Raw genomic sequence first — 15,215 nt, 5'->3', positions numbered from 1 at the left:
GACGATGTCTCCACGGACAGGCGCCCGCCGCCGTCTCGGCTCCATACGTCTCTCGCTGATCCTGCTGGCCCTGGTTCCCAGCGTCACCCTCGCCGCCATGTGGGGTGTGACGACGATCCAGATGTTCTCCGAGGGCCTGCGGCTGCGGGACCAGACCGGGCTCAGCCGGTCGACCGGGGCCATGGGCACCGACGCGACGCTGGCGCTGCAGAAGGAACGCAGCCTGTCGGCCGTGCTGCTGGCCTCGCCCCACGGCTCCCGTACCGCCCTGGACGCGCAGCGGGCGCGTACCGACAAGGCCATCGCGACGCTGGTCGGCCAGTCCGACCGGATCCGGGAGGCTCCCACCCGTATCCGCGACCGGATGTACTCGGTCATCGCGTCGGTGGGCAGCCTGGAGTACTACCGGGGGCAGGTGGACAACCCCACCGACATCACCCCCGAGCAGGCGCTGGACCAGTACACCTCGATCATCGACGACCAGATCCACGCGTTCCAGGAGATCTCGCAGGTCGACGACGGCGAACTCACCTCGCAGGCGGGCCCGCTCGTCGCTCTGGAGCACTCGGCGGAGCTGGTCTCCCAGGAGGACGCCCAGCTCCACCTGGTGTGGCCGGCGGGCAGGCTCGACGACGAGTCGTGGAGCCACTTCACCCAGCTGGTCAACGCCCGGCGCTTCCTCGTCGAGGACCAGCTCGTCCCGTCGCTGCGCGGCTCGGTCAAGACACAGACCGAGCGGATCCTCCAGGGCTCGGACTGGAAGTCCCTGGAGACCGTCGAGGAGCAGGTGCTCGCGGCGCGCGCGAAGGGCGGCGACGGCGGGCGGATCGACCTCCCCGACGCGCAGAAGCGCTGGACCTCGGCGTACGACAAGCTCAGGCTGCAGTACTCCACCCTGATCCAGCAGGAGACGGCGGCGCTGCTGCAACGCAGTGACGACCAGGCCGAGGGGCTGCTGATCAAGGCCGCCGCGCTGAGCGCCGCCGGCCTCGTCGCCCTGCTGGTGTGCGTCTTCATGTCCTGGCGCATCACCCGCTCCCTGTCCCGGCGGCTGCGCGGACTGCGGATCGCCACCCTCGGCCTGGCCGAGGAGCGGCTGCCCGACGTGGTCGCGCGGCTCGACCGCGGCGAGACGGTCGACGTGGAGTCCGCGACCCCCGAGCTGGACTACGGCCACGACGAACTCGGCCAGGTGGCGCAGGCGTTCAACACCGCCCAGCGCACGGCGGTCAACACGGCGGTCGAACTCGCCGACACCCGGCGCGGTTTCCAGAAGGTCATCCTCGGCATCGCCCGGCAGAGCCAGAACCTGGTCAACCTCCAGCTCACCAAGCTCGACGCGCTGGAACGCCAGCACCAGGACCCGGAGATCCTCAAGGGCCTGTACGAACTCGACTCCACGGCCAGCCAGTTGCGCCGTTACGAGGAGAACCTGGTCATCATCAGCGGTGAGCGGCCCGGCCGCAGCTGGACCGAGCCGGTCGCCCTGATCGACATCCTGCGCAGCTCGGTCGGCGAGGTCGCCGAGTACCAGCGGGTGGAGGTGCAGACCGAGGAGGAGGTGTTCCTCGCCCCGCCCGCGGTGGCCGACGTCATCCACCTCCTCGCGGAACTCATCGACAACGCGACCACGTACTCCCCCGCGCCCAGCCCCGTCGGAGTGCGGGCCGGGCTGGTGGCCAAGGGTCTCGCGGTGGAGATCGAGGACCGCGGGCTCGGCATGTCCGAGGACGACTACGCGTCGTTCAACGCCCAGTTGGCGGTGCCCCCGCAGTTCGACGTGGTGGCCCTCGCCGACGACCTGCGGCTCGGCATGTTCGTGATCGCCCGGCTCGCCAACCGGCACGGCATCACCGTCACGCTGCGCCCCTCGCCCTACGGGGGCACGACCGCGATCGTGCTGATCCCGTACGAGATCGTGGTGCGCGAGTCCCCGGAGTCCGCCGCCGGTGGCGGGCGGGGAGCCGACGAGGCGCGCGGGCCCGCCGGGGAACCGGCCCGGCCCGGCATCGCCGCGAAGACCACGTTCGCGCGGGGCACCGAGGACGCCGAGACGGCCGGCGCCACGCACGAACGCTCACGGGAGGCGCAGCCGGTCGCCCGCACGCGGACCGCCGAGGTGCCCGCGGCACGGACCGGCACCGTCAGACCCCGTCTTGAGGCGGGCCGTTCCGACGCGGGCCGGTCCGATACGAGCCGGTCCGATACGAGCCATGCCGACGCGGACCATGCCCGTGCGGGCCGTGCCGAGCCCGGCGGCCTCACGGCGCGCGACGGCCTCAGGGCGCTGCCGCGCCGGGTGCCGCAGACCAGCCTGGCCGCCGAGTTGCGTGAGGACTCCGCGGCCGACGAGGCCGACACCTCCTTCGACGGCTCCGCCGACGACTTCACCGCGGAGCGCGCGGCCTCCTCCCTTGCCGGATTCCAGCGCGGAACACTCCAGGCGCGTGACGACGACGCGGATCCGTCGTACGAACAAGGGGAGGAAGCCCCGCCCGAAGGCGCTTCCGTCACCTCGACTCCGCCCGCTGACCGCTGACCGCTCATGAAGGACAGAGAAATGACACGCCCCATCCCTGCCACGCACAGTCAGCTCGACCAGCTGCTCACCGGACTGGTGGACCGGGTCGCCGAGGTGAACCAAGCCGTCGTGCTCTCCGAGGACGGACTGGTCGTCAGCAGGTCCACGGGGTTCCTGCGGGACGACGCCGAGCGGCTGGCGGCGACCGCTTCCGGTCTGATGAGCCTCAGCAAGGGCGTCAGCATGGACTTCCGCGGCGGGCCCGTACGGCAGGCGCTCATCGAGATGGCCAACAGCTATCTGATCCTCACCACGGCGGGGCCCGGTGCCCATCTGGCCGTGCTCACCAGCCGGGGCGCGGACGTCGGAGTGGTCGCGTACCAGATGAACATGCTGGTGAAGAAGATCGGCGAGCACCTCAGCGCTGCCCCGAGGGCCGGCGTCGCCACCGACACTGGCGAGTGAGGTGAACGGAGGCGACTCGGCGGGCCGTCTCGTCCGGCCGTTCACGCTGACCGGCGGGCGCACCATGCCCAGCCGCGCCGACTTCACCCTCATCACGTCGGTCACCACGGTGGATCCGCCGCCCGCCCGGGCCGCGCGACCGCAGCCCGAGCACGCGCGGATCCTGCGGCTGTGCGTGAAGCCGGTCGTGGTGGCGGAGCTGGCCGCCCAGCTCGATCTGCCGGTGAGCGTGGTCTGCATCATGCTCTGCGATCTGCTGGAGGCGGGGCGGATCACCGCCCGGGCGCCCCGTGAGATCTCCCGCACCTCGGACCTGGACCTGCTGCAGAAAGTGAGGGACGGCCTTGGCCGGCTCTGACCCCGTCATCCTGGGGACCTCAGCACCCGACACGGTGAAGATCCTGATCGCCGGCGGGTTCGGCGTGGGCAAGACCACCATGGTCGGCTCGGTCAGCGAGATCGTGCCGCTGCGCACCGAGGAACCGCTCACCGCGGCCGGCCTGGGCGTCGACGACCTGGGCGGCATCCCGGAGAAGCACGCCACCACGGTGGCCCTGGACTTCGGGCGGATCACGCTCAGCCAGGAACTCGTGCTGTATCTCTTCGGCACGCCCGGGCAGCAGCGGTTCTGGTTCATGTGGAACGACCTGGCCATCGGCGCCCTGGGGGCCGTGGTGCTGGTCGACGTCCGCCGTCCGGAGTCCAGTTTCGCCGCCATCGACTTCTTCGAACGGCGTGGCATTCCGTTCGTCGTCGGCGTCAACGGCTTCCACGGCGAGCATCCGTACGCGCCGGAGGAGATCCGGGAGGCCCTGGCGCTGCCGGAGAACGCGCACGTGCTGCTGTGCGACGCCCGGGACCGGGACTCGTGCCGGGACGTACTGATCGCGCTGATCGACCAGTTGATAGCGACCTCGGCCCGGAGCAACGGAAGCGGGCGGCCCGGCAGCCCGGCCTGAGAGCGGGCGGGTCGGCAGCGGGCGGGTCCGACGGCGGGTGGGCTCGGCGGCGGGCGGGCTCGGTAGCGGGCGGGCTTGAGATCTGGTGGGCGTGGGCACAACAAAGGAGCCGGAGCCGTGTGCGCGACGGCGGGCCGTCCACGCCCCGTCGGCTTGCGGACACCATGGCGTCACACCGGGTGGGCATGTTTCGGCCGTCCCCTCCTGCCTCGCCGTGACCGTCCGCCCGCGCCGCGCGGGTATGACGCGGAAGGACGACGTGCGCCGTGTCCTCGCTCCCGCTCGAATCCGTCCCCCGGGCGCTCCCCACGCCCGCCCCTTCTCCGGCCCTCTCCCCCGTTCCCTCCCCCGATCAGGCCCCCTCCCGCCTCCCCTCGGTCGGGCGCCCGGTCCGCTGGGCGCTGACCCTGCTCCCGCCGCTGCTCATCGCGGTGTGGGCGACGGTCGACCGGCGGGCCCTCCGCGACGGAGCCGCCCGGCTGGCCGACGCCGACCCCTGGTGGCTGCTCGCCGCGGTCCTGTGCACCTGCCTGGGCTGGGTGGCCGCCGCGTGCGTACGCCAGGGCGCCATTCCGGACCGGCTGCCGCCGGGACTGCTGCTCGCCTCGCAGTTCGCCGCCGGCGCCGCCAACCATGTGCTCCCGGCGAGCATCGGCGCCCACGCCGTCACCCTGCGCTTCCTCCGGGGCCGTGGCATACCCCTGGCGCGGGCCACCGCCTCGCTCGCGCTGTACTCCCTGGTCAGACCGATCGCCAAGACGGTGGTGCTGCTGGTCTTCATGGTGGTCCACCCGGACCTGCTCCACCTCGGTGAACTGGTCCCGGACGAACGGACCATGGTCCTGGTCGCCGCATCCGTCGCCGCCGGGTTCGGCACGGCCGCGCTGCTCGTGACGACCGTACCTCCGCTGCGCCGCCCGGCCCTGGACTGCGTACGCACCGCCCTGACCGACGTACGGCTGCTGCACCGGCGGCCCGCCCGGATCGTCGCCCTCTGGGGCGGGGCGGCGGCGACCCCGCTGCTGCAGGGGAGCGTCATCGCCACGGTCGGCTTCTCGCTCGGGCTCCCGCTGTCCTGGGCCCAGGTGGTCCTGGCACTGCTCCTGGCCAGTACGGCGGTCGGGGCCGTCCCCGCGCCCGGCGGGATCGGGCCCGTGGACGCGGCGCTGGTGTTCACCATGGTCGCGTTCGGCGCCCCCGTGGGCATCGCGACGGCGACCGTGGTCGGCTATCGCGTCCTGACGGTCTGGGTACCGCTGCTGCCGGGCGCGCTGGTGCTGTCGGCCCTGGTGCACCGCAGGGTGCTGTGAACGGCCGCGGCCGTCCCGCTCCGGCTCCGGCTCCGGCTACGAGGCCGTCCCTCCGCGATCGATCTCTGTCACATGTGACATGTTCTCGCGGTCGTCGGCGTCCGTGCTGGGCTCGGCGCCGAACCAGGCGTCGAGGATCTCCCTGAGCAGCGGTCCTGACGTCAGCCGCAGCCCGAGGGCCAGCACGTTGGCGTCGTTCCAGCGGCGGGCGCCCTCGGCCGTGTAGGCGTCCGTGCACAGCGCGGCCCGTACGCCCGTCACCTTGTTCGCGGCGAGGGACGCGCCCGTGCCGGTCCAGCAGCACACGACCGCCTGGTCCGCCCGTCCGGCGGCGACATCACGGGCCGCCGCCTCCGAGCACACCGCCCACCGCGCGTCGCCCCCGGGGCGCAACGCCCCGTACGCCCGCACCTCGTGGCCGCGCTCGCGCAGTTCCGCGACCAGCGCGCGGGCGACGGGTTCGTCCATGTCGGAGGAGACGGAGATCCGCATGCGCCGGAGACTACCCGGCGGAACCGACGGACATCCATGTCACCCGCCACCTGCCACCCACAACCCGCCGTCCGTCCCCCGTCACCCATAGGCGGCGACCGCGATGTGGACGAACGAGCGGAGCACGGGGTTCGTGTCGCCCTGGTTCCAGGCCACCACCACGCGGCTCGGCTCCATGTCGATCAGCGGTACCACCGTGAGCCCCCGCGCCGGCTGGTGGTCCAGGAGCGTCATACCGACCGTGCCGTTCCAGAGAACAGCCTGCTGGCACTCCTGCACCGCTCGCACCACCGGCCCCTCCCGGGCCTCCCCACCGCTCCAGTACGACTGCCAGAGCGGATCGGTGCCCGCCGGGAACCGGAACCAGCGGCGGCCGGTCAGGTCGGCCAGCTTCAGGCTCCCGCTGCGGGCCAGCGGATCGTCGGCGCGCAGCAGCGCCCCCACCGGGTCGGCCCGCAGTTCCCGCACGGCCAGGCCGGTCTCGTCGAACGGCCCGCGGGTCAGGGCGACGTCGACCGATCCGGCGCGCAGTCCGCAGGTCGGATCGGTGAGGTCGGTCTCGCGGACGCGGACCTCGACGTGCGGGTGCAGACGGCGATGGGCGGCGGCCAGTCTGAGCGCACCCGGGTCCGTGCTGTCCCCGAGAATGCCGAGGGTGAGGATCGCGGCACCGCCCGCCGCGGCCACGCGTTCGCGGATCCGGTCGGCCCGGCCGAGCAGGTCGCGGGCCTCGTCGAGCAGCAGCGCCCCCGCCGGAGTGAGCGTGACCCCGGCGGAGGACCGCTCGAACAGCGCGGCGCCCAGCTCGCCCTCCAGCCGCTGGATCGCCCGGCTCAGCGGCGGCTGACTCATGTGGAGTCGGGTGGCGGCCCGGCCGAAGTGGAGTTCCTCGGCGACCGCCACGAAGTAGCGCAGCGTGCGTAGCTCCATGGCCGCCACGATAACCCTACCGATACCCGTACGGTATCGAGGTGCCGGAACGGGTCTTGGACAGCCGGGGTGCCCCCGCAGTGTGATCAAGGCATGACTGACGCACTCGAACTCGCCTACTGGATCGTCGCCGGCCTGCTCGCTCTCTTCTACCTGTACGGGGGCGGGGTGAAGGTGGTCAGGAGCCGTGAGGGGCTGCGCCCGATGATGGCCTGGGTGGACAGCACGCCGATGCCGGCCGTCAGGGCGATCGGCGTGATCGAGGTCCTGGGCGCGATCGGGCTGATCCTCCCGCCGCTGACCGGCGTCGCGCCCTGGCTGGCCCTGGCCGCGGCCATCGGGTTCGTGGTCCTGCAGATCGCTGCGACGAGGGTGCATCTGAACCTCGGGGACCGCCGGATCGCCCTCAACATCTCGCTTCTCCTCACCGCCGCGGTGACCGTCTGGCTGGCGACGACCTGGCTCTGAACGCGGTCACCTAGGGCGTCGGCGCCGGCACTGGCACTGGCACTGCGGGGAGCAGCACGTAGGAGGCGTAATGGACGATGCTCCAGCGGGCGGGCGGGGCACCCGTCCCGGCCGCCCCGCCCGTTCCGGCACGGTCACAGAATGCCCTCGGGGTCGAGACCGGTTCCCACGACGAGGGTCACCACGCCCGCGGCGGCGTCCGACCCCCGCGCGGCCCGCGTGTCGGGCAGCCGCGACGCCAGCACCTTCGCCTGCGCGCCCATCCCCTGCGGGTAGGTGGCCGTGGTGGTGCGGGTCGTCTCCGGAGCGTTGCCCGTACCGACGACGGTGAACCCGGCCAGGCGCAGTTTCGCGGCGACGACGGCGGCCCGTCCCGAGATGCCGGTGCCGTTGAGGACCTGGACGCGGACACCGGAGGCGTAGATCAAGTCGTCCTTGGCGGCGGCCTGCAGCGCCTTCTTGTCGACCTCCTTGTCCTTGGCCAGGGAGGTGAACAGGTCGTCGGCCTGCGGGTACTGCCACACGACGTTGGCCTTGTCGGCGGCCACGTCCGCCTCACGCGGGTAGTTGGGCACGGTGAGGAAGGTCAGCTTCTTGCTGGGGATGCCCTTCACCTCGGACGCCAGACCGTACAGCGGCTTGATACCGGCCAGGTCCTTGTCCGTGGTCAGGGACTTCGTGGCCGACTGCAGGAAGTCGTACAGCGAGGTCGGGCTGGTCAGCTTGGACTGCGCCTTCTTGGCCAGCGCCTCCATGAACTCCTGCTGGCGGCCGATGCGTCCGAGGTCGGACCCGTCGCCGACGCTGTAACGGGCGCGTACGTAGCCGAGCGCCTCCTCGTCCTTGACGGTCTGGCAGCCGGCCTCCAGGTCCAGGTGGGCCTTCTCGTCGTGGATGTCCTGCTCGGGGCAGACCTCTATGCCGTCCAGGGCGTTGACCATACCCTTGAAGCCCTGGAAGTCGACGGACATGAAGTGGTCGATACGCAGTCCGGTGTTCGCCTCGACCGTCTTGATGGTGCAGGCGGCGGCGCCGGCGACCTCGCCGGTGCTCCCGCCGATCGCGAACGCCTCGTTGATCTTGGCGTGGTGCGCCGCGGCGGTGCCGTCGCCACCCTTGTCGCACGCGGATATCCGCACCCAGGAGTCACGCGGGAAGGACACCACGGTCGCCCATTTCCGGTTGGCCGGGACGTGCATCACCATCAGGGTGTCCGACTGCATGGTGGTCAGGCCCTTGCCGTACTTCGCATTGGCCCCGTCACGGCTGTCCGAGCCGACGACCAGGATGTTCTTCGAGCCGGGACTGAGATTGACGGGACGGTCCCCGCCGAGCTTGTTGTCTATGTCGGCGGCGCCGATGTTGCCGTTCAGGTCCTGGTATATCCAGGCGCCGACCCCGGCCGAGCCGAGGACGAGCACCGCGAACACCCCTGCCGTCCACGCGACGATCCGGCCCCGCCGCGTCAGTCTCGTCGGCCGCGCCGAACCCGCCGCTCGCGCCGACCTGCTTCCGGCCGGAGCATGCCGTCGCTGTCCCCTACCGCCCACAGGCGCCCCTCTCCCATGCCCGGCCTCACCCGGCCGGCCCCTGACTCACGAGCGCTCAGCGCCCCCGTACTCCGAACGGCGAAACTCTACATTCATGTAGAGATACGGCGGGAAGGCGGGTACGACTCACCCGGCCGACGGGTTGCCCGGCGCGTTCTCACAGCGGGGTCGCCGCGTACAGGATGAGGACCATCGTCACCGCGGAGTTCGCGGAGGACAGTGCGGACACCGCGGTCCCGGCCGCCGCACCCCAGGCGGCGAGGCCCACCGAGGTGAACACCGACGGCCAGGTGCGCGGCACGGGTGCGGGGCCGAGCAGCGCGGCGACCCGGCGCGGCACCGGGCCCGGCGCGGCGAGGCCCGCCAGCACGGGCACCGGGGTGCCGCGGGAGACCAGGGCGGCCTTGCCGATCGCGCTCGCCACGGCCCTGCGACTGCCGACCGCCTGTGCGGCCTCCTCGTCGGCCCACCGTTCCGCCGTGTAGGACACGGCCGTGCTCAGCGGGCGAAGGAACGGGTTGGCGCGCGCGGCCAGTTGGGCGGCGAGCAGGAACCGGTGGTGCCGGGCGGCGAGATGGGCGCGCTCATGGGCGAACAGGGCACGCCGCTCGGCCGGTTCGAGGCAGGAGAGCAGCGCGGTGGTCACCACCACACGGTCCCGCCGCCCGCCGGGGAGGGCGTACGCGTACGGCACCTCGTCGGGCAGGACGGCGACCTCGGTGCCGGGCAGGTCGGCGAGCGCCAGGTGGGCGCGTCGGCGGAGCCGCCCGTGCCGCCACAGCGTGCGTCCGCAGACCAGCAGCACCGCGAGCAGTGCCGGAATCGCCAGCTTCCCGGCGATCTCGTCGTACGGCACCGCCTCGCGCACCTCGGGGTCCGACCAGCCGTCGGGCAGCGGGTTGCCGGGCAGTTGCGCCGTGCCGACCACCATCAGCCCCAGGCACACGGTGCTGCACACCGCCATGACCACGGCGAGCCCGCTCAGCAGCCGGGTGGCGGTCCGCGGATGCAGCCGCTGCTCGGCGAGCCGGGCGATGGGCCACGCCGTCAACGGCAGGACCAGTGGCAGAAAGACGAACACCCCCATGAGGCTTCAGTCTTCCCTCTCCGCCTCGGGGTGGGCGAGTTCCGCCTCGGGGTGGGCCAGCAGTTCACGCAGGAGTCGCTCGTCATTCGGCTCCAGGGACGTCACGAAGCTCGCGAGTACGGCTTCCCGGTCCCGTTCGCCGTCGAGGACCCGGCGCATCCGGCGGGCCGCCAACCCCGCCTCGTCCGACGCCGGGGTCCACGCGAAGGACCGGCCGACGCGCTCGCGGGTCACCGCGCCCTTCGCCAGCAGCCGGGTCAGGATCGTGATCACCGTCGTGTAGGCGAGGTCGCCACCCAGGCGCTCCTGCACCCAGCCCGCCGTCGCGGGCCCCTCCGCCGCACGCAGGGCCGACAGGATCTGGGCCTCCAACTCGCCCTGTCCCCGCCGCGGGGGACGCTGCCGCTGGTCCGTCACGTCCTGCCTCCCTTCCGCCGACTCCGAGACACGGGCGGTCCATCGTATCGACGCCGAGCGGTCGCCCCCGACGTCCGCGCTCGCCGCCACGCCCGGCCCGGCACCGGCCCGACACCGGCCCGACGCCTCGTCCGGCACGCACCGGACGCTCCGACGGACCCGCACCCGGCGCTGCGACCGGCGCCCGATCGGCGCCGGGCCGACCCTCCGCCCGACCCTCCGGCCGGCACCCGATCCGCTCCCACCACCCGTCCCTGAGAGGCCTGTACGCCCCTCCGGCCCCACCATCCACCGCGCCACGACACAGCGCGTCCGCGACGAGCACGCCCCCTCTTCCTCTTTTTCTACAGTGTTGTAGATTCAATCTCGGGGTCCCGGCCGGGTCCCCGTGCCGACGCTTCGAGAAGGAGTACGCAGTGGGAGTTTCCCTGTCCAAAGGCGGCAACGTCTCGCTCAGCAAGGAGGCGCCGGGCCTGACCGCCGTACTCATCGGCCTCGGCTGGGACGTGCGCACCACGACCGGCGCCGACTACGACCTCGACGCCTCGGCGCTGCTGCTCGACGCCTCCGGCAAGGTCCTTTCCGACCAGCACTTCATCTTCTACAACAACCTGAAGAGCCCCGACGGCTCGGTCGAGCACACCGGTGACAACCTCACCGGCGAGGGCGAGGGCGACGACGAGTCCGTCAAGGTGAACCTCGCGGGCGTACCGGCCGAGGTCGACCGGATCGTCTTCCCGGTCTCCATCCACGACGCCCAGGCCCGCGGGCAGAGCTTCGGGCAGGTCCGGGGGGCCTTCATCCGCGTCGTCAACCAGGCGGGCGGCGCCGAGATCGCGCGCTACGACCTGTCCGAGGACGCCGCCACCGAGACGGCGATGGTCTTCGGCGAGCTGTACCGCCACGGCGCCGAGTGGAAGTTCCGCGCGGTGGGCCAGGGATACGCCTCCGGACTCGCGGGCATCGCCTCAGACTTCGGCGTCAACGTCTGAGGGAGCGCCGCCGTCCGGCGCCGGCGACCGGCGTCGGCGCCCGGCACGGACCGCCCGCCTCCGGGCCTGATCCCCGGGGGCGGGCCCGGAGCCGTTCCGGCGACACCACGATCCTGGCCACCGTCCTCGGCTTCGGGATCGCGGCGGGCGGGTGCGCTGTACGAGTTCCGGCACACTCGTCCTCGGGAACGGCCGGCCGGCTCGACGAATGAGGCCGTGGGCGGGCTGAGCCGACGGACGAACACGGCCGGCCCAGCCCGGTACGTCACGGCGCGCAGATGACCCGGGCGTTGGCCTTCCAGGGGCCGGAGGTTCCGTTCCAGTCCTCGGAGAATATGGTCACGGAGCCGCTCCCGCCGGAGTGGCGGAACGGATACACGGACCTGACCAGCAGGTTACGCAGGATGTGGCGGTCCGCGCTCACGGCCATGCCTGCCCCCAGCGGCTTCCGGCCGGCGGGGCAGGCGGCAGTCCGCGTGACGCCGGCGGGCGACCCGTCACCGAACCACTCACCGGCATACTCCCTCTGACCTTTCGAGGACGTCGCGCACACGGCACGGCTGCTGACGCTCCAGGGGTTGAAGGTGTTCACCGCCGCCTCGGACGCCGAGGCCTGAACAGCGCGCCTCTGCATCCAGGGCAGGACAACCATCGAGCGCAGCGACACGTTGTTGGGGCCGCCCAGGACCTTGGCGCCGTATCCGAGCGGCTTCTTGCCGGACGGGCAGGTCGCGGTGGCGGCCTTGAAGCCGGTGCCGTGGTTCTTCACCGAGGTCCTCCAGTCGGTGATCTCGTAGCCGGCCGGCCGCTTGCCGCACACCGCGACGGCCCGCATCCTCCAGTTGGCGTTCGTGCTGTGCCCGGTCTCGGCGGCAGCCGCGGTGAAGCGGTACCGGCCGTCGCTCGTGCGCCGCGGATTCAGCTCGCGCAGGCCGAGCAGTCCGGGCGCTCCGCCGACCTGGCCCCCGCCGCCGAGCACAACGGTCCCGAGGGGGCAGACCGCGTCAGCGGTCTTGTTGTTGATGGAATTGGCGGCGGTGTACGAGCCGTACTCGATCTTGTAGTTGACGATCCTCATGGGGCCCGCCTCGTCCCGCGACGCACCGAGGGCCGGGGGCGCGGCGAGTGCCGCGCCCGTGAACGCGGCGAGCGCGATGCCCGCCGTGGAACAGGTCGTCCAGATGTTCTTCATCGTGTCTCCCGTCGGGTGCGGGCGGCTTGCACCGCCCATGTGTCTCGGAAGTCACGTTCCTGTCCCGGCGACCCGGGGCGCATGAGGCAAGGGGCCCCACTGGACCGGGTCCGCGACGGGACACGGGGCCGGCGCTCGGCCCGTACGCGGGTCCGGACCGGCTTCCCCTGCCTGGTGCCCGGCCGGTGCCCGGTTCCGGGCAGGGCCTGCCGACCGCAGATCCCCGCGTGGCCGTCCTCCCTGCGGCGCGCTCCGCCCCGACACCTTCTCCAGTGCGGACGGCCACCGCCGGTCCATGGAGGCACGGGCCGCGCTTCTACAGGACTGCGCGTGTCACTCGTACGTGATTGCGTGAATCCCTTACGGGGAGTCATCGCGCGGTGCTACAACTACCACCTAGCGCGGTTCTCTCAGGACGCCAAGGGGGGTGGTCCGGTGCGAACTGACCCCTTCGAACACCGGTCTGATAAGGGGAGTTCGCCGTTGCACGTGCGTCGTGTCGGCGTGGTCGGGACGGTGTGCGCGCTGCTGTGGGCGTTACTGACCGTGATCCCCGCGCCCCACGTCCACGCGGCGGACGCGCTGGAACCCGCACCGGTCGATTTCGTGATCCTGGTGGACGAGTCGGGCAGTCTGTCGGCGCAGGACGTGGCCGCGGAGCGTGCGGCGGCCTCGGTACTGGTGCTGGGGGAGGTGTCCGACAAGTCGCGAGCGGCCGTGGTCGGGTTCGGAAGCGCGACCGGGGAGGGCCGGCCTCCGGTGGACACGGTCTGTCCGCTGACGAGGGTGGACGGGGGCGGCCGGGAGCAGCTGAGCGCCTGTGTGTCGGGGTTACGCCGACGCACCGACGGCGAGGGCAACGGAACCGACTTCCCGGCGGCGCTGGCGCAGGGCCTCTCGTTGCTCGCGAACGGCGACGACGAGACTCCGAAGATCGTCTTCCTGCTCACCGACGGGCGTCTGGACGTCAGCGACAGTCCCGCGTACGGCCCTGACGCCGCATCCCGCAATGCCAACGCCAAGAAGAGGCTGCGGGCGCAGGTCGCGCAGGCCGCCGCGGACAAGGTGCAGATCTGGCCGCTGGGTTTCGGCTCGGGCATCGACAAGGCACAGTTGGAGGCGCTCGCGTCGGGCGGCTATCAGAGCCGCTGCGCGAACCTCCCCTCGGCCCGTCCGACCGCGCAGGTGACGTCGGGTTCCTCCGATGTGGCCCAAGTGCTGCTCACCGCCTTCGCGGGGGCGCGGTGCGCGATCGCGACACCCGGGCAGACGAACCCGTCGGTGTCGTCCAGTGCCGATCTGAAAGTGACGATCCCGCCGGTGGCCACGGACGGCTCCATCGCGGTGGTCAAACAGAATCCGGACGCGGTCACGGTGACGTACTACGATCCGCGCGGGCGCAAGGTGCCGCTGCACGGCAGGGCCGACGGCTCGGAGTTCGACCTGGTCGGCCAGTCGGGACCCGTGGAGGCGCTGAGGATCCGCAATCCGTATCCGGGCACATGGCGGGTGCACGTCGAGGTGCTGGGCGGGGCGGCGGCGCAGCGGATCACCGCCGGCGCGATCTGGCAGGGAGTTCTGCGCTCGTTCATCGTGGTGGACCCACCGGTGCCGACCGCCGGGCAGCGCGTCTCGACGCATGTGACCCTGCAGACCCGGCAGGGGGTGGTCCTGACCGAGCGGCGGCAACTGGCCGGGATCAGCGTGTCGGTGAAACTGACCGGCGGCGGGTTCGGCGCGCGGAGACTGCGCCTCACTGACGACGGGAAGGGAGCTGATCCCGCGGCCCACGACGGCGAGTTCTCGGCGGACGTCACCGTGCCGCGCACCGCCACCGGCGCACTGTTGTTCACCGGGGTGATGACCGGCGAGGGCATCGCGGGCGACCAGCGCTCGTACGCGACCGAACTGGCCACCGAGGCACCGCTGCTGACCGGCTCGATCGTGTTCGACGACCGCGAGGCGCACCCGGGCGGCACTGCCCGGGGCGGCGTGGAGCTGCGCAACAACGACGACGTCCCGCACCGGCTGCGGTTGACACTGACCGGCGGTTCGGCCCGCAGCGCGCTCACCGTGACCCCTCAGCGGATGACGGTGGCGGCGGGCGAGCAGGTGCGAGTACCCGTGCGGCTGCGGTTCGGGGCGAAGGCGGATCTGGGAGCGGTTCCCGGCAGCCTGACGGTGCGGGACGAGGCATCGGGCCGGGTCGTCGCCCAGGCTTTCGTGACCGTGCGGGTGTTGCCGGTGCCGAGCTTCCTGGACCGGTACGGGAAGGGCATCGGCCTGGGGGCCGCGCTGCTGCTGGCGGTGCTCGTGGTGGTGGCCCTGCGCTGGCAGGACCGCCACCGGAATCGCGATGTCTCCGATATCCAGCTGATTCTGTACAAGGACGAATCCGAACTGAGCAGGCTGCGGGCCCCCGCGCGGGCCGGCGCCGAATTCGGCTTCTCCCTGCGCGCGAGTCCTGGCGGCACCCAGCGTCTGCTGCTGGACGACTCCGGTGGGCGCTATCGCGTGCGCCGGGCGGGCGACGGCGGTCTGACGGTGCGGCTGCCGGCCGGGGAGCGCATCGCCGTCCCGCGCGGACAGCGTGCGGTGGTGATCGACGGGCTCTCGCTCGGCTTCGCCGATCACCGTGCTGCCACCCGGGCTGCCGGGACAGCCGGGGCGGCACGGTCCGCGGGCGCCGGAACAGGGCGAGGCCGGCCGGCCGACGCTGCGGCGAAGCCGCGTCGCGGCGGCGAGCGCGCCCGTAAGAGCACCGCCGACAGCGCCACGCTCGTCACCCGGCGACCGTATGACGACGACTTCTGAGGTGCTGGCGAGAGGAAC

General features: G+C 72.2%; 14 protein-coding genes. 8 read left to right on the top strand and 6 right to left on the bottom strand.

What is annotated here, in order from left to right:
* Positions 1–4 precede the first annotated feature (4 nt).
* The 5 genes from ACH4DZ_RS40700 to ACH4DZ_RS40680 all read left to right on the top strand — a co-directional run bounded on the left by ACH4DZ_RS40700 (position 5) and on the right by ACH4DZ_RS40680 (position 5,255).
* The gene (locus ACH4DZ_RS40700; RefSeq protein ID WP_398294178.1) at positions 5–2,539 is read left to right on the top strand and encodes a nitrate- and nitrite sensing domain-containing protein; all 2,535 of its coding nucleotides are present in this window, start codon (positions 5–7) and stop codon (positions 2,537–2,539) included.
* A 21-nt stretch (positions 2,540–2,560) separates the two neighbouring features.
* On the top strand, positions 2,561–2,986 hold the full coding sequence (locus ACH4DZ_RS40695) for a roadblock/LC7 domain-containing protein (RefSeq protein ID WP_398294176.1): 426 nt from the start codon (positions 2,561–2,563) through the stop codon (positions 2,984–2,986).
* Position 2,987: 1 nt separating this feature from the next.
* On the top strand, positions 2,988–3,344 hold the full coding sequence (locus ACH4DZ_RS40690) for a DUF742 domain-containing protein (protein ID WP_398294174.1): 357 nt from the start codon (positions 2,988–2,990) through the stop codon (positions 3,342–3,344).
* On the top strand, positions 3,331–3,945 hold the full coding sequence (locus ACH4DZ_RS40685) for a GTP-binding protein (protein WP_398294172.1): 615 nt from the start codon (positions 3,331–3,333) through the stop codon (positions 3,943–3,945). Before ACH4DZ_RS40690 ends, ACH4DZ_RS40685 begins: the two co-directional genes overlap by 14 nt.
* Before the next feature lie 266 nt (positions 3,946–4,211).
* A complete protein-coding gene (locus tag ACH4DZ_RS40680) occupies positions 4,212–5,255 on the top strand; it encodes a YbhN family protein (RefSeq protein ID WP_398294170.1) in 1,044 nt (347 codons plus the stop codon).
* 36 nt (positions 5,256–5,291) lie between these two features.
* Here ACH4DZ_RS40680 and ACH4DZ_RS40675 read toward each other — a convergent pair whose 3' ends face one another.
* On the bottom strand, positions 5,292–5,747 hold the full coding sequence (locus ACH4DZ_RS40675; protein WP_398294168.1) for an RpiB/LacA/LacB family sugar-phosphate isomerase: 456 nt from the start codon (positions 5,745–5,747) through the stop codon (positions 5,292–5,294).
* Positions 5,748–5,828: 81 nt separating this feature from the next.
* Positions 5,829–6,677, bottom strand: coding sequence for a LysR family transcriptional regulator (locus ACH4DZ_RS40670; protein WP_398294166.1), 849 nt, complete (start codon positions 6,675–6,677; stop codon positions 5,829–5,831).
* 93 nt (positions 6,678–6,770) lie between these two features.
* Between ACH4DZ_RS40670 and ACH4DZ_RS40665 the strand changes: the two genes are divergently transcribed.
* Entirely contained in the window at positions 6,771–7,145 is a 375-nt protein-coding gene (locus tag ACH4DZ_RS40665; protein ID WP_398294164.1) for a DoxX family protein, read from the top strand.
* A 134-nt stretch (positions 7,146–7,279) separates the two neighbouring features.
* Here ACH4DZ_RS40665 and ACH4DZ_RS40660 read toward each other — a convergent pair whose 3' ends face one another.
* The 3 genes from ACH4DZ_RS40660 to ACH4DZ_RS40650 form a co-directional block, all read right to left on the bottom strand.
* The gene (locus ACH4DZ_RS40660; RefSeq protein ID WP_398294162.1) at positions 7,280–8,575 is read right to left on the bottom strand and encodes an LCP family protein; all 1,296 of its coding nucleotides are present in this window, start codon (positions 8,573–8,575) and stop codon (positions 7,280–7,282) included.
* A gap of 277 nt (positions 8,576–8,852) precedes the next feature.
* On the bottom strand, positions 8,853–9,782 hold the full coding sequence (locus tag ACH4DZ_RS40655) for a M56 family metallopeptidase (protein WP_398294160.1): 930 nt from the start codon (positions 9,780–9,782) through the stop codon (positions 8,853–8,855).
* Between the two features lie 6 nt (positions 9,783–9,788).
* On the bottom strand, positions 9,789–10,199 hold the full coding sequence (locus ACH4DZ_RS40650; protein ID WP_398294158.1) for a BlaI/MecI/CopY family transcriptional regulator: 411 nt from the start codon (positions 10,197–10,199) through the stop codon (positions 9,789–9,791).
* A 416-nt stretch (positions 10,200–10,615) separates the two neighbouring features.
* Here ACH4DZ_RS40650 and ACH4DZ_RS40645 point away from each other — a divergent pair, with 416 nt between their 5' ends.
* Positions 10,616–11,191, top strand: coding sequence for a TerD family protein (locus ACH4DZ_RS40645; RefSeq protein WP_398294156.1), 576 nt, complete (start codon positions 10,616–10,618; stop codon positions 11,189–11,191).
* A 265-nt stretch (positions 11,192–11,456) separates the two neighbouring features.
* Here the strand turns inward: ACH4DZ_RS40645 and ACH4DZ_RS40640 are convergent, their stop codons facing one another.
* Positions 11,457–12,383: a hypothetical protein gene (locus tag ACH4DZ_RS40640; RefSeq protein WP_398294154.1), complete on the bottom strand. Its 927-nt coding sequence runs from the start codon at positions 12,381–12,383 to the stop codon at positions 11,457–11,459.
* Positions 12,384–12,872: 489 nt separating this feature from the next.
* On the opposite strand from ACH4DZ_RS40640, the gene ACH4DZ_RS40635 reads away from it, so the two are divergent.
* Positions 12,873–15,197, top strand: a complete 2,325-nt coding sequence (locus ACH4DZ_RS40635) for a VWA domain-containing protein (RefSeq protein WP_398294210.1) — start codon at positions 12,873–12,875, stop codon at positions 15,195–15,197.
* Positions 15,198–15,215 lie beyond the last annotated feature (18 nt).

The sequence above is a fragment of the Streptomyces sp. NPDC017991 genome (assembly GCF_044328075.1).
GTDB lineage: Bacteria > Actinomycetota > Actinomycetes > Streptomycetales > Streptomycetaceae > Streptomyces.
This window is presented reverse-complemented; position numbering and strand designations above follow the sequence as displayed.